At 68.2% G+C, this 21,982-nt stretch carries 19 protein-coding genes; 7 read left to right on the forward strand and 12 right to left on the reverse strand.

What is annotated here, in order from left to right; translation table 11 throughout:
• Positions 1–30: 30 nt before the first annotated feature.
• The 8 genes from yjfF to AC07OC_RS01375 all read right to left on the reverse strand — a co-directional run bounded on the left by yjfF (position 31) and on the right by AC07OC_RS01375 (position 10,501).
• Positions 31–1,074: a galactofuranose ABC transporter, permease protein YjfF gene (gene yjfF, locus AC07OC_RS01340; protein ID WP_494600329.1), complete on the reverse strand. Its 1,044-nt coding sequence runs from the start codon at positions 1,072–1,074 to the stop codon at positions 31–33.
• Complete coding sequence (locus AC07OC_RS01345; protein WP_218341014.1) at positions 1,071–2,123, reverse strand: ABC transporter permease; 1,053 nt, start codon at positions 2,121–2,123, stop codon at positions 1,071–1,073. Before AC07OC_RS01345 ends, yjfF begins: the two co-directional genes overlap by 4 nt.
• Entirely contained in the window at positions 2,116–3,642 is a 1,527-nt protein-coding gene (locus tag AC07OC_RS01350) for a sugar ABC transporter ATP-binding protein (protein WP_218341015.1), read from the reverse strand. Before AC07OC_RS01350 ends, AC07OC_RS01345 begins: the two co-directional genes overlap by 8 nt.
• A 168-nt stretch (positions 3,643–3,810) precedes the next feature.
• Positions 3,811–5,040, reverse strand: coding sequence for a multiple monosaccharide ABC transporter permease (mmsB, locus tag AC07OC_RS01355; protein WP_255591459.1), 1,230 nt, complete (start codon positions 5,038–5,040; stop codon positions 3,811–3,813).
• Between the two features lie 5 nt (positions 5,041–5,045).
• Entirely contained in the window at positions 5,046–6,683 is a 1,638-nt protein-coding gene (gene mmsA / locus AC07OC_RS01360) for a multiple monosaccharide ABC transporter ATP-binding protein (protein WP_218341016.1), read from the reverse strand.
• 109 nt (positions 6,684–6,792) lie between these two features.
• Positions 6,793–7,863 (reverse strand): multiple monosaccharide ABC transporter substrate-binding protein, encoded by a 1,071-nt coding sequence (gene chvE, locus AC07OC_RS01365; protein ID WP_218341017.1) that lies wholly within the window; start codon positions 7,861–7,863, stop codon positions 6,793–6,795.
• 140 nt (positions 7,864–8,003) lie between these two features.
• Positions 8,004–8,969 carry an ABC transporter substrate-binding protein gene (locus AC07OC_RS01370; protein ID WP_218341018.1) on the reverse strand — a complete coding sequence of 322 codons (966 nt, stop codon included), beginning with the start codon at positions 8,967–8,969 and terminating at the stop codon, positions 8,004–8,006.
• A gap of 77 nt (positions 8,970–9,046) precedes the next feature.
• Positions 9,047–10,501, reverse strand: a complete 1,455-nt coding sequence (locus AC07OC_RS01375; RefSeq protein ID WP_494600330.1) for an aldehyde dehydrogenase family protein — start codon at positions 10,499–10,501, stop codon at positions 9,047–9,049.
• 118 nt (positions 10,502–10,619) lie between these two features.
• On the opposite strand from AC07OC_RS01375, the gene AC07OC_RS01380 reads away from it, so the two are divergent.
• Positions 10,620–11,582, forward strand: coding sequence for a LysR substrate-binding domain-containing protein (locus tag AC07OC_RS01380; protein ID WP_218294635.1), 963 nt, complete (start codon positions 10,620–10,622; stop codon positions 11,580–11,582).
• 175 nt (positions 11,583–11,757) lie between these two features.
• On the opposite strand, the gene AC07OC_RS01385 is transcribed toward AC07OC_RS01380, so the two are convergent.
• A complete protein-coding gene (locus tag AC07OC_RS01385; protein ID WP_218341020.1) occupies positions 11,758–12,552 on the reverse strand; it encodes an SDR family NAD(P)-dependent oxidoreductase in 795 nt (264 codons plus the stop codon).
• A 130-nt stretch (positions 12,553–12,682) separates the two neighbouring features.
• Between AC07OC_RS01385 and AC07OC_RS01390 the strand changes: the two genes are divergently transcribed.
• On the forward strand, positions 12,683–13,615 hold the full coding sequence (locus tag AC07OC_RS01390; protein WP_218341172.1) for an SMP-30/gluconolactonase/LRE family protein: 933 nt from the start codon (positions 12,683–12,685) through the stop codon (positions 13,613–13,615).
• A 22-nt stretch (positions 13,616–13,637) separates the two neighbouring features.
• Positions 13,638–14,564 (forward strand): aldose 1-epimerase, encoded by a 927-nt coding sequence (locus tag AC07OC_RS01395; RefSeq protein WP_218341021.1) that lies wholly within the window; start codon positions 13,638–13,640, stop codon positions 14,562–14,564.
• Positions 14,565–14,658: 94 nt separating this feature from the next.
• Here AC07OC_RS01395 and AC07OC_RS01400 read toward each other — a convergent pair whose 3' ends face one another.
• Both AC07OC_RS01400 and AC07OC_RS01405 read right to left on the reverse strand, forming a co-directional pair.
• Positions 14,659–16,263, reverse strand: coding sequence for a rhodanese homology domain-containing protein (locus AC07OC_RS01400; protein WP_218341022.1), 1,605 nt, complete (start codon positions 16,261–16,263; stop codon positions 14,659–14,661).
• A 31-nt stretch (positions 16,264–16,294) separates the two neighbouring features.
• The gene (locus tag AC07OC_RS01405; protein ID WP_218341023.1) at positions 16,295–16,960 is read right to left on the reverse strand and encodes a cysteine dioxygenase family protein; all 666 of its coding nucleotides are present in this window, start codon (positions 16,958–16,960) and stop codon (positions 16,295–16,297) included.
• A 161-nt stretch (positions 16,961–17,121) separates the two neighbouring features.
• On the opposite strand from AC07OC_RS01405, the gene AC07OC_RS01410 reads away from it, so the two are divergent.
• The 4 genes from AC07OC_RS01410 to AC07OC_RS01425 all read left to right on the forward strand — a co-directional run bounded on the left by AC07OC_RS01410 (position 17,122) and on the right by AC07OC_RS01425 (position 21,404).
• Positions 17,122–18,150, forward strand: a complete 1,029-nt coding sequence (locus AC07OC_RS01410) for an ABC transporter substrate-binding protein (protein ID WP_218341024.1) — start codon at positions 17,122–17,124, stop codon at positions 18,148–18,150.
• 192 nt (positions 18,151–18,342) lie between these two features.
• Positions 18,343–19,428: an ABC transporter permease gene (locus tag AC07OC_RS01415; RefSeq protein ID WP_218341025.1), complete on the forward strand. Its 1,086-nt coding sequence runs from the start codon at positions 18,343–18,345 to the stop codon at positions 19,426–19,428.
• Positions 19,422–20,225: an ABC transporter ATP-binding protein gene (locus AC07OC_RS01420; RefSeq protein ID WP_218294642.1), complete on the forward strand. Its 804-nt coding sequence runs from the start codon at positions 19,422–19,424 to the stop codon at positions 20,223–20,225. The genes AC07OC_RS01415 and AC07OC_RS01420 overlap by 7 nt, the downstream gene beginning before the upstream one ends.
• A 9-nt stretch (positions 20,226–20,234) precedes the next feature.
• Entirely contained in the window at positions 20,235–21,404 is a 1,170-nt protein-coding gene (locus tag AC07OC_RS01425; protein ID WP_218341026.1) for a c-type cytochrome, read from the forward strand.
• A 122-nt stretch (positions 21,405–21,526) separates the two neighbouring features.
• Here AC07OC_RS01425 and AC07OC_RS01430 read toward each other — a convergent pair whose 3' ends face one another.
• The gene (locus AC07OC_RS01430; protein WP_218341027.1) at positions 21,527–21,916 is read right to left on the reverse strand and encodes a VOC family protein; all 390 of its coding nucleotides are present in this window, start codon (positions 21,914–21,916) and stop codon (positions 21,527–21,529) included.
• Positions 21,917–21,982: the final 66 nt, after the last annotated feature.

Raw genomic sequence — 21,982 nt, forward strand, 5'->3', positions numbered from 1 at the left:
TGTGGTTCTGGGAGAGGTGATTCGTGGAATTCAGGAAGGCTGGCGGCTGCGGTGCGTGAGCAGGCGCTGCAGCAGGCAGAAGACGAAGAGCAGCACGCCGACGACGATGCGCGTCCACCACGAGCTGAGCGTGCCGTCGAAGGAAATCAGGGTCTGGATGATTCCGAGCATCAGCACGCCGAACAGCGTGCCGGCCACGTAGCCCACGCCGCCCGTGAGCAGGGTGCCGCCGATGACCACGGCGGCGATGGCATCGAGCTCCATGCCCGTGGCATGCAGGCCGTAGCCCGAGAGCATGTAGAAGGTGAACACCACGCCGGCCAGTGCCGAGCAGAAGCCCGAGAGCGTGTACACGCCGATCACCGTGGCGCGCACCGGCAGGCCCATGAGCACCGCCGAGTGCTCGTTGCCGCCCACGGCATACACGTTGCGGCCGAACGGCGTGCAGTGCGCGACGAAGATGGCGACCAGCAGCACCGCCATGGCGATCAGTGCGCCCAGCGAGAGCGACGCGCCGTCCCACAGTTCCAGGCGCCACTGCGCCATCTCGGAATACGCCTCGTCGGCCATGCTGATCGAGTCGATGCTGATCAGGTAGCACAGGCCGCGCGCGAGGAACATGCCGGCCAGCGTCACGATGAAGGGCTGCAGCCGAAAGCGCTCGATCAGAAAGCCCATGAAGGCCCCGAACACCGTGCCCATGAGCAGCACCAGCGGGATGGCGGTGAGCGGGCTCCAGTGGTGGTGCTCCACCAGGCTGGCCAGCACCATGGTGGTCAGCGCCACCACCGAACCCACCGACAGGTCGATGCCGCCCGAGAGGATCACGAAGGTCATGCCCACCGCGACGATGATCAGAAAGGCGTTGTCGATCAGCAGGTTGAGGAACACCTGGGCCGAGAAGAAGCCGGTGTAGAGCACCGAGCCCGCCGTGGCCATGGCCAGGAACAGCGCGATGGTGGCCGCCAGCGGCAGGTACTTGGGGTTCAGGCGCATGCGGGTGGGGGCAGAGTGTTGTGTCGGCGCAGCTGTGGCAGGGGCCACGTCCAGGGTAGGGCTGTGTGCGCCGCTCATGACAGCGCTCCCCCGGCCGCGGGGCGGCGCACCAGGGCACCCACCTGGGTGCGGAAGTCGGGCGACTGCAGCAGCATCACGATGAACACCACCACGGCCTTGACCACCAGGTTGATTTCGGGCGGCACGCCCAGCGAATAGATGGCATAGGTCAGCGTCTGGATGATGAGCGCGCCGATCACGCTGCCCACCAGGCTGAAGCGCCCGCCGGTCAGTGCCGTGCCGCCCAGCGTGACGGCCAGGATGGCGTCGAGCTCCAGCATCTGGCCGGCGTTGTTGGCGTCCGCGCTCTTCACGTTGGAGCTGATCAACAGGCCTGCGATGCCCGCGCACACGCCGCAGAAGGCGTAGGCCGCGACGACCAGGCGGCGCGACTGCACGCCGGCCACGCGCGCCGCCGTCGGGTTGATGCCCACGGCCTGGATGAACAGGCCCAGTGCCGTGCGCGTGACCGCCAGGTACAGCCCGGCAAACACGGCGGCCAGCACGAACAGCGAAAACGGCAGGCCCAGCAGGTAGCCCCCGCCCAGGAAGAAGAAGGGCGCGTAGTAGATGGTGATGATCTGGCCATCGGTGATCAACTGGGCGATGCCCCGGCCGGCCACCATGAGGATCAGCGTGGCGATGATGGGCTGCATGCCCACCTTGGCCACCAGCAGGCCGTTCCACAGCCCGCACAGCAGTGCCGCGCCGATGGCGCCGGCCACTGCCAGCGGCAGGGGAAAGCGGCTTTCGGTGCCGGAGACCGAGCCGCCGATCATCCAGGCACCCACGGCGGCGGTGATGGCCACCACCGCACCCACCGAGATGTCGATGCCGCGCGTGGCAATCACCATGGTCATGCCCAGCGACACCAGCGCCAGCGGTGCCGCGCGGTTGAGGATGTCGACCAGGCTGCCGTAGAAGTGGCCGTCGCGCCACTCGATGTGCAGGAAGCTGGCGTTGAACGCCGTGTTCACGGCCAGCAGCAGGGCCAGCGTGACCAATGGCCAGGTGAGCCGGTGGCGCAGCGCGGCGGCAAACAGGGAAGGGGTGGGTGCGTCAGGCATTTTCGGCGGCAATCAGTTCGTACACGGCTTCTTCGCTGCTGCCGGCGGGCAGCTCGCCGACCTTGCGGCGGTCGCGCAGCACCACGATGCGGTGCGCCACGCGCACCACCTCGCTCATTTCGGAGGAGATGAAGACCACGGCCATGCCGGCCTCGGCCAGGCGCAGGATCTGTTCCATGATTTCCTGCTTGGCGGCCACGTCGATGCCGCGTGTGGGCTCGTCCAGGATCAACAGGCGCGGCTCAATGGCCATCCAGCGCGCCAGGATCGCCTTTTGCTGGTTGCCGCCCGAGAGCAGCGCGATGGGCGTGTCCACGCTGCTGGTCTTGATGCCCAGCAGCTTGACGTAGCGCTCGGCGATCGCCGTCTGTTCGGCACGCGACAGAAAGCGCCCCATGCCCATGCGCGCCTGCAGTGCCAGCGCGATGTTTTCGCGCACCGAGAGCTCGGCCACGATGCCATCGGTCTTGCGCTCCTCGGGGCACAGGGCCAGGCCCTCGCGGATCGCGTCCATGGGGTTGGCGAAGGCCACTGCCTTGCCGTCGATGCGCAGCACGCCGCGGTCGGGCACCTGCAGGCCGAACAGCAGGCGCGCCAGTTCGGTGCGGCCCGAGCCCAGCAGGCCCGCCAGTCCCACCACCTCGCCGGCCCGTACCTTGAGGTCCAGGGGCTGCAACTGGCCGCTCTGGCCCAGGCCCTCGGCCTGCAGCAGGGCAGTGCTTGCGCCATCGAACCGCGGCGAAACAGGCGGTTCGGTGGACTGCGCGGCCAGCTCGCGCCCCAGCATGGCATTGATCAGCGCCTGCGCCGGCAGGTCGGCCGCCGCCCATTCGCCCACCCAGGCGCCGTTGCGCAGCACCGTGATGCGGTCCGACACGGCGTATACCTGGTTCAAAAAGTGCGTCACGAAGACGATGGCCAGGCCCTCGCCGCGCAGGCGGCGCAGCACCTCGAAGAGCTTTTGCACCTCGTCGTCGTCGAGGCTGGAGGTGGGCTCGTCCAGGATCAGCACCTTGGCCTCGATGCTCAGTGCCCGGGCAATGGCCACCAGCTGTTGCACGGCCACCGGGTAGTCCGACAGCAGGCGCGTGACGTCGATGGACAGGCCGATGCGCGCCACCAGCTCGCGTGCGCGCTGGTGCAGCGCGGCCCAGTCGATCCGAAAGCCCTGGGCGATGCCGCAGCGCGGGTAGCGCCCGGCGAAGATGTTCTCGGCCACCGACAGGTTGGGGCAGAGGTTGACCTCCTGGTACACCGTGCTGATGCCCAGGCGCTGGGCGGCCAGCGGCGAATCGGGCCACACCGCCTGGCCGGCCAGGCGCATCTGGCCGCCGCTGGCTTCGAGCACCCCGGTGAGCACCTTGATCAGCGTGGACTTGCCCGCGCCGTTCTGGCCCATGAGGGCGTGGATTTCGCCCGGGTACAGGTTGAGCTGCACGTCGCGCAGCACGGGGATGCCCGCGAATTGCTTGTGGATGCCCGCGAGCTGCAGCACGGGAGTTTGGGATGGGCTGCTCATGGTGCTCCAAACAGCCGTTGCTGTCCGCACAGTCCGCAAAGCAGGCGCGGCGCAGGCCAGTGCCCCCGCGCAAGGGCCGCCCCGCCGCGCTGGGGGCGTCCCCCTCCCAGATTGCGAAGCAAACTGAGAGAGGGGGACGGCGCGAAGCGACTCAGGGGGTGCTTCATTTCAGGCTTTGTTTTTGTTGTACACGTCGACCAAAACCGCCGTCAGCAGCACCACGCCCTTGATGACCTGCTGGTAGTCGATACCGATCCCGAGGATGGACATGCCGTTGTTCATCACACCCATCACGAAGGCGCCGATCACCGCGCCCATGACCTTGCCCACGCCGCCCGAGGCCGATGCGCCACCGATGAAACACGCCGCAATCACGTCCAGCTCAAAACCCAGGCCCGCCTTGGGCGTGGCGGTGTTGAGCCGCGCTGCAAACACCAGTCCGGCCAGGGCCGCGAGCACGCCCATGTTGATGAAGGCATACAGCGTGAGCCGCTCGGTCTTGATGCCCGAAAGCTTGGCGGCCTTTTCGTTGCCCCCCATGGCGTAGATGCGGCGGCCAATGGTGGTGCGGCTGGTGACGAAGTCGAACAGCACGATCAGCAGCGCCATCACGATGAGCACGTTGGGCAGCCCCTTGTATGACGCCATGAGGTAGCTGAAGTACACCAGCAGGGCGCCAAACACCACCGTGCGCGCGATGAACAGGCCGGCGGGTTCGGCGCGCACACCGTGCCGCAGGCGGTTGGCGCGTTCGCGCAGGCCGCCCACGGCCAGGGCGGCGGCCACGGCGGCGCCCAGCAGCAGCGAGGTCAGGCGCAGCCCCTCCACGTTGAACAGGTCGGGAATGAAGCCCGAGCTGAGCATCTGGAACGCCGAGGGGAATGGCCCCACCGACTGGCCTGCCAGCAGCGCCAGCGCCAGGCCCTTGAACACCAGCATGCCCGCCAGCGTGACGATGAAGGACGGAATGCGCGAGAAGGCCACGAACCCGCCCTGCACCGCACCGATGAGCCCGCCGCAGAGCAGGCACACCAGCGTGGCGGGTACGAAATGCCAGTTGTATTCGACCATCAGCACCGCTGCCAGCGCGCCGATGAAGCCACACACCGAGCCCACCGACAGGTCGATGTGCCCGGCCACGATGACCAGCAGCATGCCCAGCGCCATGATGACGATGTAGCTGTTCTGCAGCACCAGGTTGGTGAGGTTGAGCGGCTGCATCAGCGTGCCGTCCGTCATGTACTGGAAGAAGCCCATGATGGCCACCAGCGTGATCAGCATGCCGTACTCACGGAAGTTGTGCTTGATGTGCTCCAGCAGCGGCTTGTCGTGGTGGGCCGGTGCCTCGGCGGGTGCGCTGGCGAGCGTGGCGGTGGGGGAGGGGGTCATCTGGCTCATTTCAGTTATCCGTTGCGTTGTCCGCTGCCCTTGAGACCGGCGCTGCCCATGCCAGAGCCGCCGCGCAAGGGCCGCCCCGCCGCGCTGGCGGCGTCCCCCTTGAGGGGGAAGGCGCGAAGCGACTCAGGGGGGGCATTGACTATTGCACGCATGATCTTTTCCTGGGAGGCTTCGGCGGTGGGCATCTCGGCCACAAAGCGGCCCTCGTTCATCACGTAGATGCGGTCCGTGATGCCCAGCAGCTCGGGCATTTCGGAAGAGATCACGATCACGCACTTGCCCTCGGCCGCCAGCTGGGCGATGAGGGTGTAGATCTCGTACTTGGCGCCCACGTCGATGCCGCGCGTGGGCTCGTCCAGGATGAGCACCTCGGGGTTGGTGAAGAGCCATTTGCCCAGCACCACCTTCTGCTGGTTGCCGCCCGAAAGGTTCAGCGTCTTCTGGTCCACCCCCGAGCAGCGGATGCGCAGCTTCTCGCGGTAGTCCTGCGCCACCCGGTGCTCGCGGCCGCTGTCGATCACGGTGGCGAACGAAACGCCTTCCAGATGCGCCAGGGAGGTGTTGAACTGGATGTCTTCGTTCAGCACCAGGCCATTGCCCTTGCGGTCTTCGGTCACATAGGCCAGGCCGTGGCGCACGGCCTTTTCCACGGTGCCCACGTCGATGGCCTTGCCGTGCAGCCGCACCTCGCCGCTGATGCGCTGGCCCCAGGACCGGCCAAAGATGCTCATGGCCAGCTCGGTCCGGCCCGCGCCCATCAGTCCCGCAATACCGACGATCTCGCCGCGCCGCACGTTCAGGTCGATCCCCTTGAGGTGCTCGCGGTCGCCGTGCTGAGGGTGGTGGGCACGCCAGTCGCGCACTTCAAAAACGATGCCGCCGATCTGCGGCTGGCGCTGGGGGTAGCGATCGCTCATCTCGCGGCCCACCATGGCCTGGATCACACGGTCCTCGCTCACCGGGCCTTCGCGGCAGTCCAGCATCTGCACGGTGCTGCCGTCGCGCAGCACGGTGATGGCATCGGCCACCCGCGAGATCTCGTTGAGCTTGTGCGAGATCAGAATGCAGGTGATGCCCTGGGCTTTCAGCTCCAGCAGCAGGTCCAGCAGGGCCTGGCTGTCGTTCTCGTTGAGGCTGGCAGTGGGCTCGTCCAGGATCAGCAGGCGCACCTTGCGCGACAGCGCCTTGGCAATCTCCACCAGCTGCTGCTTGCCCACGCCCAACTGGCCCACCGGTGTGTCGGGCGATTCGCGCAGACCCACCTTGTGCAGCAGCGCCTGTGCGCGGCTGTGCGCGGCCATCCAGTCGATGACGCCGTGGCGCGCGGTCTCGTTGCCCAGGAAGATGTTTTCGGCGATCGAGAGCAGCGGTACCAGCGCCAACTCCTGGTGAATGATGATGATGCCCAGGTGCTCGCTGTCGCGGATGCCGGAGAACTGACGCTCCTGCCCGTCGAACAGGATCTGACCGCTGTAGCTGCCGTGTGGGTAGACACCCGACAGCACCTTCATCAGCGTGGATTTGCCCGCCCCGTTTTCGCCGACGATGGCATGGATCTCCCCGGCCTGGACGCGCAGGTTCACCTGGTTCAGCGCCACCACCCCGGGGAAGGTTTTGCGGATGTCCCGCATTTCAAGAAGCATGGTCTCTCAGTCTTTTGGCGGGCTGCGGGCCCGTCCCGGTTGCATGTCGTCCGCTAGGCACCAGAGGTGCCAGGCGGACGGCGGCTCTACGTGCCGAAGCCTGGCATGCCTACTTGATTTGTGATTCCTTGTAGTACCCGCTGCCCACCAGCACCGCGTTCCAGTTGGAGGCATCCACCGACACGGGCTTGAGCAGGTACGAGGGCACCACCTTCACGCCGTTGTTGTAGGTCTTGGTGTCGTTGATCTCCGGCTGCTTGCCCGACAGCGTGGCGTCCACCATGTTGGCGGCCACCTTGGCCAATTCGCGCGTGTCCTTGAACACGGTGGAGGACTGCTCGCCCTTCAGGATGGACTTGACCGATGGCACCTCGGCGTCCTGCCCGCTGACCACGGGGCAGGGTTGCTGGGCGGTGCAGTAGCCCACGCCCTTCAAGGACGACAGGATGCCGATGGACAGGCCGTCGTAGGGGGAGAGCACGGCATGCACCTTGTCCTTGCCGTAGTAGGCCGACAGCAGGTTGTCCATGCGCGCCTGGGCGACCGAGCCGTCCCAGCGCAGCGTGCCCACCTTGTTCATGCCCGTCTGCTTGCTGCGCACCACCAGCTTGCCGCTGTCGATGTACGGTTGCAGCACGCTCATGGCGCCGTCGTAGAAGAAGAAGGCGTTGTTGTCGTCGGGCGAGCCGCCGAAGAGTTCGATGTTGAACGGGCCCTTGCCCTGCTTCAGGCCCAGCTTGTCCACGATGGACGTGGCCTGCAGCACGCCGACCTGGAAGTTGTCGAACGTGGCGTAGTAGTCCACGTTCTTCGAGCCCTTGATCAGCCGGTCATACGCGATGACCTTGACACCCTTGTCGGCCGCGTTCTGCAGCACGCGCGAGAGGGTGGTGCCGTCGATGGAGGCGATCACCAGCACCTTGGCGCCCTTGGTGATCATGTTCTCGATCTGCGCGAGCTGGTTGGGGATGTCGTCGTCCGCGTACTGCAGGTCGGTCTTGTAGCCACGTTCCTTGAGCACCTTGACCATGTTGTCGCCATCGGCGATCCAGCGCGACGAGGACTTGGTGGGCATCGAGATGCCGATGCTGCCCTTGTCCTGGGCATGGACCAGTGGGGTCGCGCCCATGGCGGCCAGCGCCACGGTGGCCAGCACGGCCTTGAAAATTTCGCGCTTCATTTATCTGTCTCCAGGTTCTATGTTTTTTGATGTTGGCCTATGCCATGTCCGCTATCTGTGAAACTGGCGCGCCCCAGGCCAGTGCCGCCGCGCTGGCGCCTTCCCCCTGAGGGGGAAGGCGCGCAGCGACGCAGGGGGCATCAATATTTGCGCTTGGGGAACTCGGCGGCGGCCACTTCCATCGGGAAGATGCCTTCCTCGGTCACGATGCGCTTTTGCACCGCCTTGCCGGCCTTGATGTCCTTCACGGCCGTCATCAGCTGCGGGCCCAGCAGGGGGCTGCATTCCACGCTCACGTTGAGCTTGCCGGCGATCATGGCCTCGAAGGCGCCCTTGACCGCGTCGATGGAGATGATGGTGATGTCCTTGGCGGGCTTGAGGCCGGCTTCCTCGATGGCCTGGATCGCGCCGATGGCCATGTCGTCGTTGTGCGCGTAGAGCACGTTGATCTTCTTGCCCTCGGCCTTGAGGAAGGCTTCCATCACCTCCTTGCCCTTGGCGCGCGTGAAGTCACCGGTCTGCGAGCGCAGGATCTTGAACTTGGGGTCGGCCTTGACGATCTCCTCGAAGCCCTTCTTGCGGTCGATGGCCGGGGCCGAGCCCACGGTGCCCTGCAGTTCGACGATGTTGATGTCGCCCTTGTGGTCCTTCATCTTGTCCACCAGCCAGCGGCCGGCCTTGCGGCCTTCTTCCACGAAGTCCGAGCCCATGAAGGTCACGTACAGTGACTGGTCCTTGACGTTGACCGAGCGGTCGGTCAGCACCACCGGGATCTTGGCGGCCTTGGCTTCGCGCAGCACGTTCTCCCAGCCCGATTCGACCACGGGTGAGAAGGCGATCACGTCCACCTTCTGGGCGATGAAGGAGCGGATGGCCTTGATCTGGTTCTCCTGCTTTTGCTGGGCGTCGGAGAACTTGAGCTCGATGCCCGCCTCCTTGGCGGCGGACTTGATCGATTCGGTGTTGGCGGTGCGCCATTCGCTCTCGGCACCCACCTGGCTGAAGCCCAGCACGATGGGTTTCTGGGCCCAGGCGGCGCCCGGGAGCAGCCCGGCCACGGGGGCGCAGGCCAGGGCGGATACGAGGGTCCGGCGGTTCAGTTTCATCATTTGTCTCCTGTCTGTCTGTTGTTGACGCTGTTGTGGAAGAAAGAAATGCACTGCGGGAAAGGGAAGCGGGCGTTTCAGGCGAGCATGTAGCCGGTCTTGACGGTGGTGTAGAACTCTGCGGCATGGCGGCCCTGCTCGCGCGGGCCGTGGCTCGACTCCTTGCGCCCGCCGAAGGGCACGTGGAAGTCCACCCCCGCCGTGGGCAGGTTGACCATGGTCATGCCGACCACGGCATTGCGCTTGAAATGCATGGCGTGCCTGAGCGAGGTGGTGCAGATGCCCGCGCACAGGCCGTAGGGCGTGTCGTTGGCCAGTGCCAGCGCATGCTCGTAGTCGTCGGCGCGCAGCACGCAGGCCACGGGGCCGAAGATCTCCTCGCGCGCAATGCGGTGCTCGGGCCTGGCCAGGAACAGCGCCGGGGCCATGTAGTGCCCAGGCGTGACGCGTTCGAGCCGCTCGCCGCCCCAGACATGCTCGGCGCCCTCGCTGCGAGCGATCTCCACATGAGAGAGGTTCTGCTCCAGCTGGCCGGCATCGGCCACCGGGCCCATCTCGGTACCGCGCTCCAGCGCGTGGCCTACCTTGAGGGCCGTGAGCCGCTGGCGCAGCCGGTCCACGAAGGCATCGTGCACGCTGGCTTCGACGATCAGCCGGCTCGATGCCGTGCAGCGCTGGCCGGTGGAAAAGTACGAGCCCTGCAGCGCGCAGTCGATGGCCTGGTCCATGTCGGCATCGGCCAGCACCACCAGCGGGTTCTTGCCGCCCATCTCCAGCTGCACCTTGGTGCGGCGCGCGGTGGCCGACTTGAGGATACGGTCTCCGGTATCGACCGATCCCGTAAAGCTGATCGCATTCACCAGGGGGTGGTCCACCAGCGTCTGCCCGACCTCGCGACCACTGCCCATGAGCAGGTTGAACACGCCGGCCGGCAGGCCGCAGCGGCTGATGATTTCGGCCAGGGCCCAGCCGCAGGCGGCCACCAGTTCGGCGGGCTTGAACACCACCGTGTTGCCATAGGCCAGGGCGGGGGCGATCTTCCAGGCCGGGATCGCGAACGGGAAGTTCCAGGGCGCGATGATGCCGACCACGCCCACGGGCTCGCGGGTCACGTCCACCTGCACGCCCTGGCGCACCGACGCCATGAGCTCGCCCGGGATGCGCAGCGCCTCGCCGGCAAAGAACTTGAAGATCTGGCCGGCGCGGGCCACCTCGGCCACGGCCTCGGGCAGGGTCTTGCCTTCCTCTCGGGCCAGCAGCGTGCCCAGCGCGTCCTTGCGCGCCAGCAGTTCGCTGCCGATCAGGTCGAGCACGTCGGCGCGGCGCTGGGGGCTGCTCTGGCTCCAGTGGGGCAGGGCGTCGGCGGCGGCGCGGATGGCGCGTTCGGTCTGGTTGCGGTCGGCCCGGGCGTATTCGGCCACCACCTCACGGGTGTCCGACGGGTTGGTGCTCACCCCGGTGGTGGTGCCGATCTCCCAGCGCCCATTGATGAGGTGCCGGGGGGTGAGCTGCTGTGTGTCGCCGAGTTTCATGGGAACCTGGGAAAGAACCTTGGTGCGGATGTGCGGCAAAGTCTAAGATCGATTTAGATATCAATCTAATAGTTTTTTTGACAAAATACATATACGTCCACGCATTCTGGAAAACCCCATGAGCACCTACAACCACTGGTTCATCCGCGCACGCCTGAAGACGCGCCAGCTGCTCTTGCTGGTGGCCCTGGCCGAGGAGGGCAACATCCACCGCGCGGCCCAGGTGCTCAGCATGACCCAGCCGGCGGCCTCCAAGCTGCTCAAGGACCTGGAGGATGTGCTGGAGGTTTCGCTGTTCGAGCGCCTGCCGCGCGGCATGCGCCCCACCTGGTATGGCGAGACCATGATCCGCCACGCACGCATGGCGCTGGCCAGCCTGAACCAGGCCCATGTGGAGCTGGCGGCGCTCAAGACCGGGCACTTCGGCCAGGTGGGCATCGGGGCCATCACCTCGCCGGGCCTGAGCCTGCTGCCCGCCGCCGTGGCCCTGGTCAAGCAGGAGCACCCGAGCCTGCGCATCTCGCTCGATATCGAGACCAGCCCGGTGCTGATGGACCGGCTCGAGCAGGGCAAGCTCGACATCCTGGTGGGCCGGCTGTTCGAGGAGCACGACAAGGCCAACCTGCGCTACGAGCCGCTGAGCGAGGAACTGGTCTGCGCCATGACCCGCCCGGGCCACCCCCTGCTGGGTGTGCCGGGCCTGGCCCTGCGCGACGTGCTGGCCGCGGGCTGGATCGTGCCGCCCGCGGGCAGCGTGCTGCGGCACCGCTTCGACCTGATGTTCCAGCAGGAGGGGCTGGCGCCGCCGGTCAACGTGGTGGAGACCGCGGCCCTGCTGTTCATGACGCGCATGCTGCAGCAAAGCGACATGATCGCCGTGGTGGGGGCCGACGTGGCGCACTACTACGCATCGCACGGCATGGTGTCGATCCTGCCGCTGGCCATGCCCTGCCACATGGACGCCTTCGGCATCATCACCCGCAGCGACCGCCTGCTGTCGCCCGCCGCCAAGGTGATGATGAAAGCGCTCAAGCAGACCAGCCTGGTGCAGTACGGGCGCCGGCTGGAAGCGGGAGACTGAGCGTGCTTCCCTGTCGGAGCTTGTGCTTGTCGGTGCCGCTCGATACTGGCGCGGCATAGGCCAGGACCGCCGCGCAAGGGCCGCCCCGCCGCGCTGGCGGTGTCCCCCTTCCCGAATGGCGCAGCCATTCGAGAGAAGGGGGAAGGCGCGAAGCGACTCAGGGGGATGGTCCGAATCACACCCAACCGGCGTCTACCTTGAATTCCTGCGCGGTGCACATCGCGGCATCGTCCGACGCCAGGAACAGCACCATGCGCGCGATGTCGTGCGGGCGCAGCTTTTCGGGCAGGCACTGGTTGCGCGCCAGCTCCTTCTCGCCCTCGGCGTCGAGCCAGAACTTGATCTGGCGCTCGGTCATCACCCAGCCGGGCGACACGGTGTTGATGCGGATGCGGTCCTGGCCCAGCGTGCGCGCCAGGCCCCGCGTGAGCCCGTTCACCGACGACTTGGCAATGGCATAGCAGGGGTAGCCCGCGCCCTTGCCCTGCCAGCCCGTGGAGCCCAGGTTGACCACCGAGCCCGCGCCCAGGCGGCGCATGCCGGGCACCACGGCCTGGATGGCGAAGAAGGCCGGGCGCTCGTTGATGGCCATGCGCTCGTCGTAGTAGTCGGGCGTGACCGATTCCAGCGTATGGCGGTCGTCGCTGGCCACGTTGTTCACCAGCACCGAGAAATCGCCCACCGCTGCCGCTGCACGGGCAATGGAGTCCTGCAGCGCGGCGATGTCGCGCACGTCGCACACCTGCCACCAGGGCCGGGCATGGCCCGCGTCGGCGATCTGCTGGGCCAGCGCCTCGCTGGCTTCGCGCGCCACGTCCACGAAGGCCACGCGCGCACCCTGTTCGGCGAACGCCGCGACGATGGCCGCGCCGATGCCGCTGCCCCCGCCCGTGACGAAGACCGATCGGCCTTGCAGGCTGGGAAACTGGGCGAGCGTGGGCTGGGAGGGGATATGGATATCAGTTGTCATTGCAATTTGTATATCGAAAATTCCAAAAATAATCATTCCATGCATCAATTGACGTTGATAAGATGCCCGGCGTCAAGAGGCAGGCAGGTAAACAACAAACAGGAGACAAGCTTTGAGCAACCAGAATCCCATGGCAGCGGCCGCTGCGCCGTCGCGATTTCCCGTCCCCACCCCCACGGGGCCCCTGCGCTGCGTGGTCCAAGCCGATGCGCAGCTGGGGGAGGGGCTTGTATGGTCCGCGCGGGAGCAGGTGGTGTATTGGCTGGACATCCTGGGCTGCCGCCTGTACCGGCTGGACCCGGCCACGGGCGTGCAGAGGCAGTGGCGCTTCGACGAAGAGATCTCGGCCCTGGCCGAGCGCCGGGACGCGCCCGGCCTCATCATCACCCTGCGGCGCGGCTTCGCGCTGTTCGATCCGGCCACCGACAGCGCCCCGCACTACCTGCACCAGCCCGCGGCCGAGCTGCCGGGCAACCGCTTCAATGACGGCAAGTGCGACGCGCAGGGCCGCTTCTGGGGCGGCAGCATGGACTTCGACTGCCAGCTGCCCACCGGCGCGCTCTACCGCTACGACCCCGACGGCCGCTGCACGCGCCATGACGAGGGCTTCGTGGTGACCAACGGGCCCACCTGGGCCCTGGTGGAGGGCCGACAGTGCCTGTACTTCAACGATACGCTCAGCTCCATCACCTGGCGCTACGATTTTGATGCCGCCGCCGGCACCGTGTCGCACAAGCAGGTGTGGAAACGATTCAGTGCCGAGGATGGCCTGCCCGACGGCATGACCACCGACGCCCTGGGTCGCCTCTGGATCGCCCACTGGGGCGGCCACTGCGTGACCTGCCACGACCCCGAGACGGCCGAGGAACTGGGCCGTGTGGTGCTGCCCGCGAGCCAGGTCACCACCTGCGCCTTTGGGGGCGCGGACCTGCGCACGCTGTTCATCACCACCGCGCGGGTCGGCCTCACGCCCGAGCAGCTCGCTGCACAGCCGCTGGCCGGCAGCGTGTTTGCCATCGAGATCGACAGCCCCGGCGTGCCCGCCCATCTGTTCGGTGGCTGACCTCCTTCATGAAAGCATGCGCATGAGCGACGCCACCACCCACCCCATCACCTGGTTGAGCCACGCGGGCCAGCACCTGGGGCTGGTCCCCTCGCTGGGCGGCAGCGTGGCCGCCTGGCAGATCGACGACCCCCGGCAGCCCAGCGGCCGGATTGACCTCTGGCGCCCCTGGGACGGGGCCACGCCCGATCTGTACAAGATGGCCTCCTTCGCCATGGTGCCCTGGTCCAACCGCATCAGCGGCGGCGGCTTCACGCACGCCGGGCAGTTCCATCCCGTGCGGCCCAACCGCGCTGGCGAGCCGTACCCCATCCACGGCGATGGCTGGCTGCAGCCCTGGGAGATGACCCAGCCCGCGCCCGACACGCTGCAGATGCAGCTGCGCTCCGAGCGCTTTGACGGCAACCCCTACGAGTACGAGTGCGTGCAGACCTTCCGGCTGGTGGAGGGCGGCCTGGACCAGTCGGTACAGGTGCGGCACCTGGGCACACAGCCGCTGCCCTACGGCCTGGGCCTGCACCCCTGGTTTCCGCGCACGCCCGGCACGCGCATCACGGCGCCGGTGCAGGGCGTGTGGCTGTGTGGCGACGACCCTTTGCCCACGGAGCACACGCAGCAGTTTCCGCCTGGCTGGGACTTGAACAGCGGCGCTCCCGCCAACGGCGGCCTGATCGACAACGCCTACACCGGCTGGGGTGGCACCGCGCAGATCGACTGGCCCGAGCGCGGGCTGCGCCTTACCGCCCACATGCCAGACTTTGACAAGGACGGCGGCGCGGCCCACCACTACTGCCTGGTGTACCGCCCGCCGCAGGGCCCGGCGTTCTGCTTTGAGCCCATCACCCAGCCCATCGATGCTTTCCACCAACCGGGCCAGCCCGGCCTGCGCAGCTTGGCGCAGGGCGAGGTGCTGGCGATGAACGTGTCGTGGCGGTACGGGGCGTTGTGAGCGCCCCGGGGGGCGCCCCAGAAGTGGGTTTGTAGCTAAATCAGCCGGTAGCGATAGTGAATCATGCGCTGGCAGCTATTAAATCGATAGTGAATCAGATCACCCGGAACCCGTGGGTGCCGTCGCGCCCCAGTTGTTCCACCAGCCCGAACTCCCAGTCCAGGTAGGCCTGCATCGCCTCGCGCGGGCTGTCGGTGCCTTCGTACGGGCGGCGGTAGCGGTCGATGCGCGGCGAGGCCAGGCGCGTCTCGCCATGCTCCAGCGGCAGGCCCTGGGCGATCCAGGCCAGCGTGCCACCCTCCAGCACCACCACCTCGGCACCACCCGTCAGGCGGGCCAGGTCCTGCGCGGCATAGCGGGCCAGCAGGCTGCTGCCGCAGGTGAGCACATAGCGCTGCGCGCGCGGGATGGACTGCACGGCCTGCGCGAGCTGTGAGCGGATCACGAACCACGCGCCGGGGATGTGGCGCAGCGTGTAGTTGGCGCTGGTGGTCAGGTCCAGCACGGCCGTGTGGTCGGCGCTGCCGTCTTGCAGCCAGGCCGCCAGCTGGGCGGGGGTGGCCCAGGCGATGGGGCCTTCGGGTTCGGGCACGGTGTTGGCCACGGCGCCGGTCTCGCTGAAATCCGCCGGCTGCGCGCCGTCGAGCACCCACACTTCCCAGCCCATCTGGGCCAGCCACGATGCGCTCATGTTGGCGCGCACGCCGTCGTCGTCCACCAGCACCAGGCGCGCGCCGCGCACGGCGGCCGTGTGGTCGGTCTCCTGCACCAGCTGGCCGCCGGGGGTGTTGCGAAAGCCCGGCAGGTGGCCGGCCGCGAACTCCTCGGGCGTGCGCACGTCCAGCAGGTAGGTGGTGCGGCCGGCCTCGGCCACGAAGCGCGCCAGGTCGCCGGCCTGGGCGCGCTGCACGCGGGCCCGGTCGGCCACGTTGCGCGCCTGTTGCGGTGCCTGATTGCGGTCGAGGTGCACGGCGGGGTCGAAGCGTCGGCTGGCGCCGCGTTCCAGCGTCTGCCCGGCCAGCAGCCAGCCGATGGTGCCGTTGCGCAAGGCGGCCACGGGGTTGGGGATGCCCGCGTTCACCAGCGACTGCGTGCCGATGATGCTGCGCGTGCGGCCCGCGCAGTTCACGATGATCTGCGTGGCCGGGTTGGGCGCCAGTGCCTGCGCGCGCAGCACCAGCTCCGCGCCGGGCACGCTCACGCCGGTGGGGATGTTCATGGTGTGGTACTCGTCGTAGCGGCGCGCGTCCAGCACCACCACGTCGGCCTGGGCATCGATCAGGGCCTGCACTTCCTCGGCGGCGAGCGAGGGCGTATGGCGCTCGGCCTCCACGAGCTCGCCGAAGGACTTGCTGGGCACGTTCACGTCGATGAACAGCTCGCCCCCGGCATCGCGCCAGCCCTGCAGGCCGCGCGCCAGCAGGGTCACACGGGTGTAGCCCAGCTGCTGGAGCGTGCGTGCCGCGGGTTCGGCCAGGCCCTCGCCATCGTCGTAGACCACGATGAGGGTGTCGCGGCGGGGAATGCGCGCGAAGGCCTCCAGCTCGATCTTGCTGGCCGGCAGGTTGGCGGCGAACAGCGGGTGGCCCTGGGCATAGGGGTCTTCCTCGCGCACGTCGAGCAGGGCGATTTCCTCGCGGGCGAGCAGGGCCTCGCGGACCTGGAGGACGGAAGTCTCTGGAATGGTGGAAGCAGTCATGGGGAAATCGTACGGGTCTTCGAAAACAGGTTCAGGCCGAGGGCGCCGGGTTGCGGGACAGGTCCCAGATGTTCGGAAGCGTCGCATTGCTGTAGCCCGAGATGAACGGCTTGGCCGTGCCGTCTTCCAGGTACACGCTGCGCTGCACGGCGCCGATGTTGGCGCCATACACGTGGATGCTGATGGAGGTCTGGCCCTCCCACGCATTGTTCACCCGGTGCACGTCGCCGATGGTGGGCGACACGGCATCGACATCGCCGGGCCGCAGCCGGTGCGGTGCGCCCTCTGGCGCCCAGCGCCCATCGGCGGTGCGGGCGAATGCCTGCGAATCTTCGGCGCCGCGCAGCATGCCGATCAGGCCCCACACCGTGTGGTCGTGGATGGGCGTGGCCTGGCCCGGGCCCCACACAAAGCTCACCACCGAGAAGCGGCCCAGCGCATCGGCATGCAGCAGGTACTGCTGGTAGCGGTCGGGGTTCGGCTGCGCAAACGCGGCCGGCAGCCAGTCGTCGTGGGCCACCAGGGCGCCCAGCAGGGCGCCGCCGCGCGCCAGCAATTCTGGCTCCGGCGGCGTACTTTCCACCAGCGCGGCCAGTTGCTGCACGAAGTGGCGCAGGCGGGCGGTGTCGGGCGCTGTGGACGTTGGTGTCGCGTGCGAGGCGGGCTGCGGCAGGACCGTGGAGGCGAGGGCATTCATGCGCTGTATTGCACCAGTGTCCGGCGCGGGGGTGTGTGGAATCTTTTGCATATGCATCTCCGTTTTTCTTCGTTCTCTTTTGGTGCCCGTGCGCATGCAATGCGGTCAGCGGGCTGCGGATGCGCGGCCATTTTGTCTTTTTCACACAAAAGGTGCAGGGCATGAACAACAAGGGTCAGATTCTGGGTGGGGGAGAAGCGCGCTGGTCGCGCCGGCAGTTGCTGCGGGCCACGGGCGCGGCCACGGTGGTGGGCGCCTCGGGCGTGGTGGGCAGCCACGTGCTGGCCGCCGGCAAGCTGCGCGAGGTGAAGCTGGCGTGGAACGCCAATGCCATCTGCCTGTCGGCCGCCCCGGTGGCGATCGAGCGTGGCATCTTCGAAAAGCACGGCCTCAAGGTCGAGCTGGTCAACTTCGCCGGTTCCACCGACCAGCTGCTGGAGACCATCGCCACCTCCAAGGCCGACGCCGGCCTGGGCATGGTGCACCGCTGGATCAAGCCGCTGGAGTCGGGCTTCGACGTGAAGCTGGTGGGCAGCTCGCACGGCGGCTGCTCGCGCCTGGTGGGCTACGAAGCGGCGGGCGTGACCAGCCTGCAAAAGCTCAAGGGCAAGACCATTGCCGTGTCGGACCTCAACAGCCCGGGCAAGAACTTCTTCTCGGTGCTGCTCACCAAGGCCGGCCTGAACCCCGAAAAGGACGTGACATGGCGCCAGTTCCCCGGCGACATGCTGGGCCTGGCCGTGGAAAAGGGCGAGGCCCAGGCCATTGCCGACGGCGACCCCAACCTGCTGCTGATCCAGCGCCGCACCAGGGGCCTGGTGGACCTGGCCTCCAACCTCTCGGGCGAGTACGCGGCCAAGACCTGCTGCGTGCTCGGCGTGAGCGGCGCCCTGGTACGCAACGACAAGGGCACGGCCGCGGCCCTCACGCGCGCCATCATCGAGGCCTCGGACTTCGTGGCCGACAACCCGAACGAGACGGCGCGCATCTTCAGCCCTTACTCCAAGGTGCCGCAGGACGACCTGCGCGCCGTGCTGGGCACGCTCACGCACCGCAGCCACCCCGTGGGCACGGCGCTGCGCCAGGAGATCGAGTTCTATGCGCGCGACTTCAAGCTGGTGGGGGTGCTCAAGCCCTCCACCGATCCCGCACGTTTCGCCGCCCATGTGCATGCCGACGTGCTGGCCTGAAGTGGCGCATTCCCTGAGTCGCTTCGCGCCTTCACCCCTCTCTCGCATTGCCGCGCAATGCGGGAGGAGGACGCCCCCAGCTCGGCGCGGTGCGGTGCCCCTTGCGCGGGCGCACTGGCTGTGGGCGCGCCAGTTTCACGGGTTGTGGGCGATGCTCATCGCCACACGAGCTGACATTCACCGGAGTTTGCCATGAGCACCGTTGCCGACCATATCCTGCCAGCGCCCAATTCCGTGGCCGAGGCGCCCCGGGCGCGACGCCCCGCGGCGCCTCCCGCGAGGGTGGCCGCGTCCGCCGCATTCGGCGCGGCCCGGCCCATTCCCGCCTTCTGGCGGACGGGCCTGTTGGCCGCCGCCGCCTGGGCGGCGCTGGGCCTGCTGACCTACCTGTGGCCCAACAAGCCGGCAGGCTTCAGCGAGTGGGCGTTCACCGAAGAATTCGCCATCGGTGCCGGTGCCGTGGCAGTGCTTCTGGCGGTGCTGGCGTTCGTTGCGGGCGCGCTGGGGCCCGTGGGCCACAAGGTGCGGCGGGCCGGCCCCTGGCTGGTGGCCATCGCCGCCGGCCTCACGGTGTGGGAGGTGTTCACCGCCAAGCTGGGCACCTTGCCGCCCCCGTTCTTCGCACCGCCGCAAAGCCTGGTGGAGGTCTACGCCACCGACTGGGCGCGCCTGCTGGAAAGCGCGGGCGCATCGGTCCGCCTGCTGGGGCTGGGCATCGCCATCGGCGCGGCGGCGGGTTTCACCACGGGCGTGCTCATCGGCTGGTCGCGCCAGGCCAGCTACTGGATCCACCCGGTGCTGCGCATCCTGGGCCCCGTGCCCACCACGGCGCTGCTGCCGGTGAGCTTTTATTTCTTTCCGTCCAGCTGGTCGACGGCGATCTTCCTGATCGCGCTGGGCACGGCCTTCCCGGTCGCCATCCTCACCTGGTCGGGCGTGGCGGGCGTGCACAAGAACTACTACGACGTGGCGCGCACCATGGGCGCGTCGCCCTGGTTCCTGGTGCTGCGCGTGGCCATACCGGCGGCCCTGCCGCAGGTCTTCGTGGGCCTGTTCATGGGCCTGGGCGCGGCGTTCTCCACCCTGGTGGTGGCCGAGATGCTGGGCGTGAAGGCCGGCCTGGGCTGGTACCTGACCTGGGCCCAGGGCTGGGCGGCGTACCCCAACATGTACGCCGCGCTGATCGTGATGGCGCTGCTGTTCTCGGGCGTGATCACCTTGCTGTTCGTGCTGCGCGACCGGGTGCTGTCGTGGCAGAAGGGGGTGGTGAAATGGTGAGCACCGCGACCGCCCCTGAAGCGGGTGTGGGAGCCAAGGTGACGGGCGCACGCATCGACGTGCGCAATGTGAGTCACTGGTTCGACCTGCCCGCCGGCCCGCTGCACGTGATCGACGAGCTGGACCTGTCCATCGCCCCCGGCGAGTTCGTGGCCCTGCTCGGGCCCAGCGGCTGCGGCAAGAGCACGCTGCTGCGCCTGGTGGCGGGGCTGGAGCCCGCGACCACGGGCGAGCTGCTGCAGGACGGCGCGCCCATCACCGACCCCGATCCCTCGCGCATCGTGGTCTTCCAGGACCCCACGCTGTTTCCCTGGCGCACCGTGTGGGACAACGTGGCCCTGGGCCTGCAGGCGCGCGGCATCCTGCGCCAGCAGCGCCACCGGGTGGACGAAGCGCTGCGCCTGGTCGGCTTGCAGGACTTTGCCAAGGCCTTTCCGCACCAGCTGTCGGGCGGCATGGCGCAGCGCGTGGCATTGGCCCGCGCGTTGGTCAACGACCCGAGCCTCCTGGTGCTCGACGAGCCGCTGGGCAAGCTCGACTCGCTCACGCGCCTGACCATGCAGACCGAGCTCGTGGACCTGTGGCAGCGCACGGGTTTCTCGGCCCTGCTGGTCACGCACGATGTGGAAGAGGCGCTCTTCATGGCCCAGCGCGTGGTGGTGTTCTCCGACCGGCCCGCGCGCATCCAGCAGGTGCTGGTGAACGATTTGCCCTACCCGCGCCACCGCGGCGACCCGCGCCTTGCGGCCCTGCGCCACGAGGCCCTGGCGTTGCTGGGCCTGGGTGCGAGCTGGTAGGCCAGCGGGTTGTCGCCGGATCTGCTGAACGGCCTGCTCGAAGGCCTGCTCGCCGCGCAGCAGGGCCTGCGCGCGGTGCTGCATGCGCTGGGCCTGGCGCCGGAAGTCCATGGCCAGCCCGCATGGCCGTGGGGGTACCGCATCGCGGCCGAGATGCTGGCGGTGGACGCGGGCCACGCGCGGCAGGTGCTGCTGTCCCTGCTGTGCGCGGGGGCCGCGCTGCTGGCCCTGGCGGTGTCGCTGCCCTTCCAGCGCGCTCGTCTGTGGCTGATCGCCTTGGCGGCCGCATTGCTGGTGTTTGCCCCCTGGCCCCAGGCGCACCTGCTGCTCGCGCCCGCCGTGCCCACCAGCCTGCACCAGTCGCCCACCGGTTTCGCTGCCGGGGGCATCGTGCGTGGCCAGGCTGTCTACCAGCAGCACTGCGTGCGCTGCCACGGCGCCGATGGCCGGGGCGAAGGCCCCGATGCCCCACAGCTGGTCCAGTGGCCGCCCAACCTGAACGGCGCGCTGCTGTGGAAGCGGCTCGACGGCGAGCTGTTCTGGCGTGTGCGCGAAGGCATGCACAACCGCGCCGGCGTGCAGACCATGCCGGGCGTGGGCAGCGCGCTGCGCGACGAAGAGATCTGGGACGTGCTGGACTACCTGCAGGCCCATGCCGCAGGGCAGATGCTGCGCGAGGCCGGCACCTGGGACCGGCCCGTGCGCCTGCCCGGCATGGCCGTGGAGTGCCGCCATGGCCGGGCCCGCCAGAGCCGGGACCTGGTGGGCCAGCGCGTGCGTGTGGCCGTGGCGGGCCCGGGCGTGCCGCTGGTGGCCGATGACCCGCGCCTGGTCACCCTGGTGGCGGGCGCCTTGCCGGCGAGCGCCGATGCCGAGTGCCAGCCGCAGGGCGATCCGCAGCACAAAAGCGCCGTGGAGCAGGCGCTGGCCCTGGTGCTGGGCGTGTCTGCCGCCGAACTGCCGGGCTACCAGCTGATCGTGGACCGCGCGGGCTGGCTGCGTGCGCGGGGCCAGCCCGGCAAGGCCGCGTGGTCCGAGGACGACCTGGTCTGCCGGGCCACCGCCGCGCCCGCGCCGCCGGTCGGGGCCGCCACGGCGCCGGTGGATGGCCTGCAGGCGCTCATACGCCGCATGGACGCCGAGCCGGTGCGCCTTGTGCGAGGAGGCTTTCCCCACTGAGCACCGGGCCTTGGGCCGCCGTGGGGTCAGGGCCCGGAAAATGAATGAAAACGGCTTGTAGCGCCGTTGGACAAGCGCTGATAGCTATCAATGAGATAGCATTTCGCCCCGGCCTCGGTGGCTCACGCTCCCGGCTGGACCAGGTTGATGAGATTGCCGCACGTGTCCTCGAACAGCACCGCCTTGATGGGCCCCATGGCCAGGGGCGTGCCACGGAACGCCACGCCCCGCTCCGAAAGCCTGCGGAACTCCGCATCGATGTCATGGGTCATGAACGCGGTGGCCGGAATGCCCGCCTCGAACAAGGCCTTCTGGTAGACCCGCGCGGGCGCGAAGGCCATGGGCTCCAGCACCAGCTCGACGCCCGTGGCGCCTTCCGGCGATGTCACGGTGAGCCAGCGGAAGGTGCCCATGGGAATGTCATGCTTCTTCTCGAAGCCAAGGACCGCGGTGTAGAAGTGCAGGGCGTGGTCCTGGTCTTCGACGAACAGGCTGGAGAGCGTGATTTGCATGGGTTCTTCCTCGCGGTTTTCGTGGGGGGAGGGGCTGCCGGGCTGGAACCGCCCTGGATTCCGGCG

The sequence above is a fragment of the Acidovorax sp. GW821-FHT10E04 genome (assembly GCF_059415185.1).

What these genes read in the sequence shown, in the direction of transcription:
- yjfF (WP_494600329.1), bottom strand. Translation starts at nt 1,074, where the DNA reads ATGAGCGGCGCACACAGCCCTACCCTGGACGTGGCCCCTGCCACAGCT.
- AC07OC_RS01345 (WP_218341014.1), bottom strand. Translation starts at nt 2,123, where the DNA reads ATGCCTGACGCACCCACCCCTTCCCTGTTTGCCGCCGCGCTGCGCCAC.
- AC07OC_RS01350 (WP_218341015.1), bottom strand. Translation starts at nt 3,642, where the DNA reads ATGAGCAGCCCATCCCAAACTCCCGTGCTGCAGCTCGCGGGCATCCAC.
- mmsB (WP_255591459.1), bottom strand. Translation starts at nt 5,040, where the DNA reads ATGAGCCAGATGACCCCCTCCCCCACCGCCACGCTCGCCAGCGCACCC.
- mmsA (WP_218341016.1), bottom strand. Translation starts at nt 6,683, where the DNA reads ATGCTTCTTGAAATGCGGGACATCCGCAAAACCTTCCCCGGGGTGGTG.
- chvE (WP_218341017.1), bottom strand. Translation starts at nt 7,863, where the DNA reads ATGAAGCGCGAAATTTTCAAGGCCGTGCTGGCCACCGTGGCGCTGGCC.
- AC07OC_RS01370 (WP_218341018.1), bottom strand. Translation starts at nt 8,969, where the DNA reads ATGAAACTGAACCGCCGGACCCTCGTATCCGCCCTGGCCTGCGCCCCC.
- AC07OC_RS01375 (WP_494600330.1), bottom strand. Translation starts at nt 10,501, where the DNA reads ATGAAACTCGGCGACACACAGCAGCTCACCCCCCGGCACCTCATCAAT.
- AC07OC_RS01380 (WP_218294635.1), top strand. Translation starts at nt 10,620, where the DNA reads ATGAGCACCTACAACCACTGGTTCATCCGCGCACGCCTGAAGACGCGC.
- AC07OC_RS01385 (WP_218341020.1), bottom strand. Translation starts at nt 12,552, where the DNA reads ATGACAACTGATATCCATATCCCCTCCCAGCCCACGCTCGCCCAGTTT.
- AC07OC_RS01390 (WP_218341172.1), top strand. Translation starts at nt 12,683, where the DNA reads ATGGCAGCGGCCGCTGCGCCGTCGCGATTTCCCGTCCCCACCCCCACG.
- AC07OC_RS01395 (WP_218341021.1), top strand. Translation starts at nt 13,638, where the DNA reads ATGAGCGACGCCACCACCCACCCCATCACCTGGTTGAGCCACGCGGGC.
- AC07OC_RS01400 (WP_218341022.1), bottom strand. Translation starts at nt 16,263, where the DNA reads ATGACTGCTTCCACCATTCCAGAGACTTCCGTCCTCCAGGTCCGCGAG.
- AC07OC_RS01405 (WP_218341023.1), bottom strand. Translation starts at nt 16,960, where the DNA reads ATGAATGCCCTCGCCTCCACGGTCCTGCCGCAGCCCGCCTCGCACGCG.
- AC07OC_RS01410 (WP_218341024.1), top strand. Translation starts at nt 17,122, where the DNA reads ATGAACAACAAGGGTCAGATTCTGGGTGGGGGAGAAGCGCGCTGGTCG.
- AC07OC_RS01415 (WP_218341025.1), top strand. Translation starts at nt 18,343, where the DNA reads ATGAGCACCGTTGCCGACCATATCCTGCCAGCGCCCAATTCCGTGGCC.
- AC07OC_RS01420 (WP_218294642.1), top strand. Translation starts at nt 19,422, where the DNA reads ATGGTGAGCACCGCGACCGCCCCTGAAGCGGGTGTGGGAGCCAAGGTG.
- AC07OC_RS01430 (WP_218341027.1), bottom strand. Translation starts at nt 21,916, where the DNA reads ATGCAAATCACGCTCTCCAGCCTGTTCGTCGAAGACCAGGACCACGCC.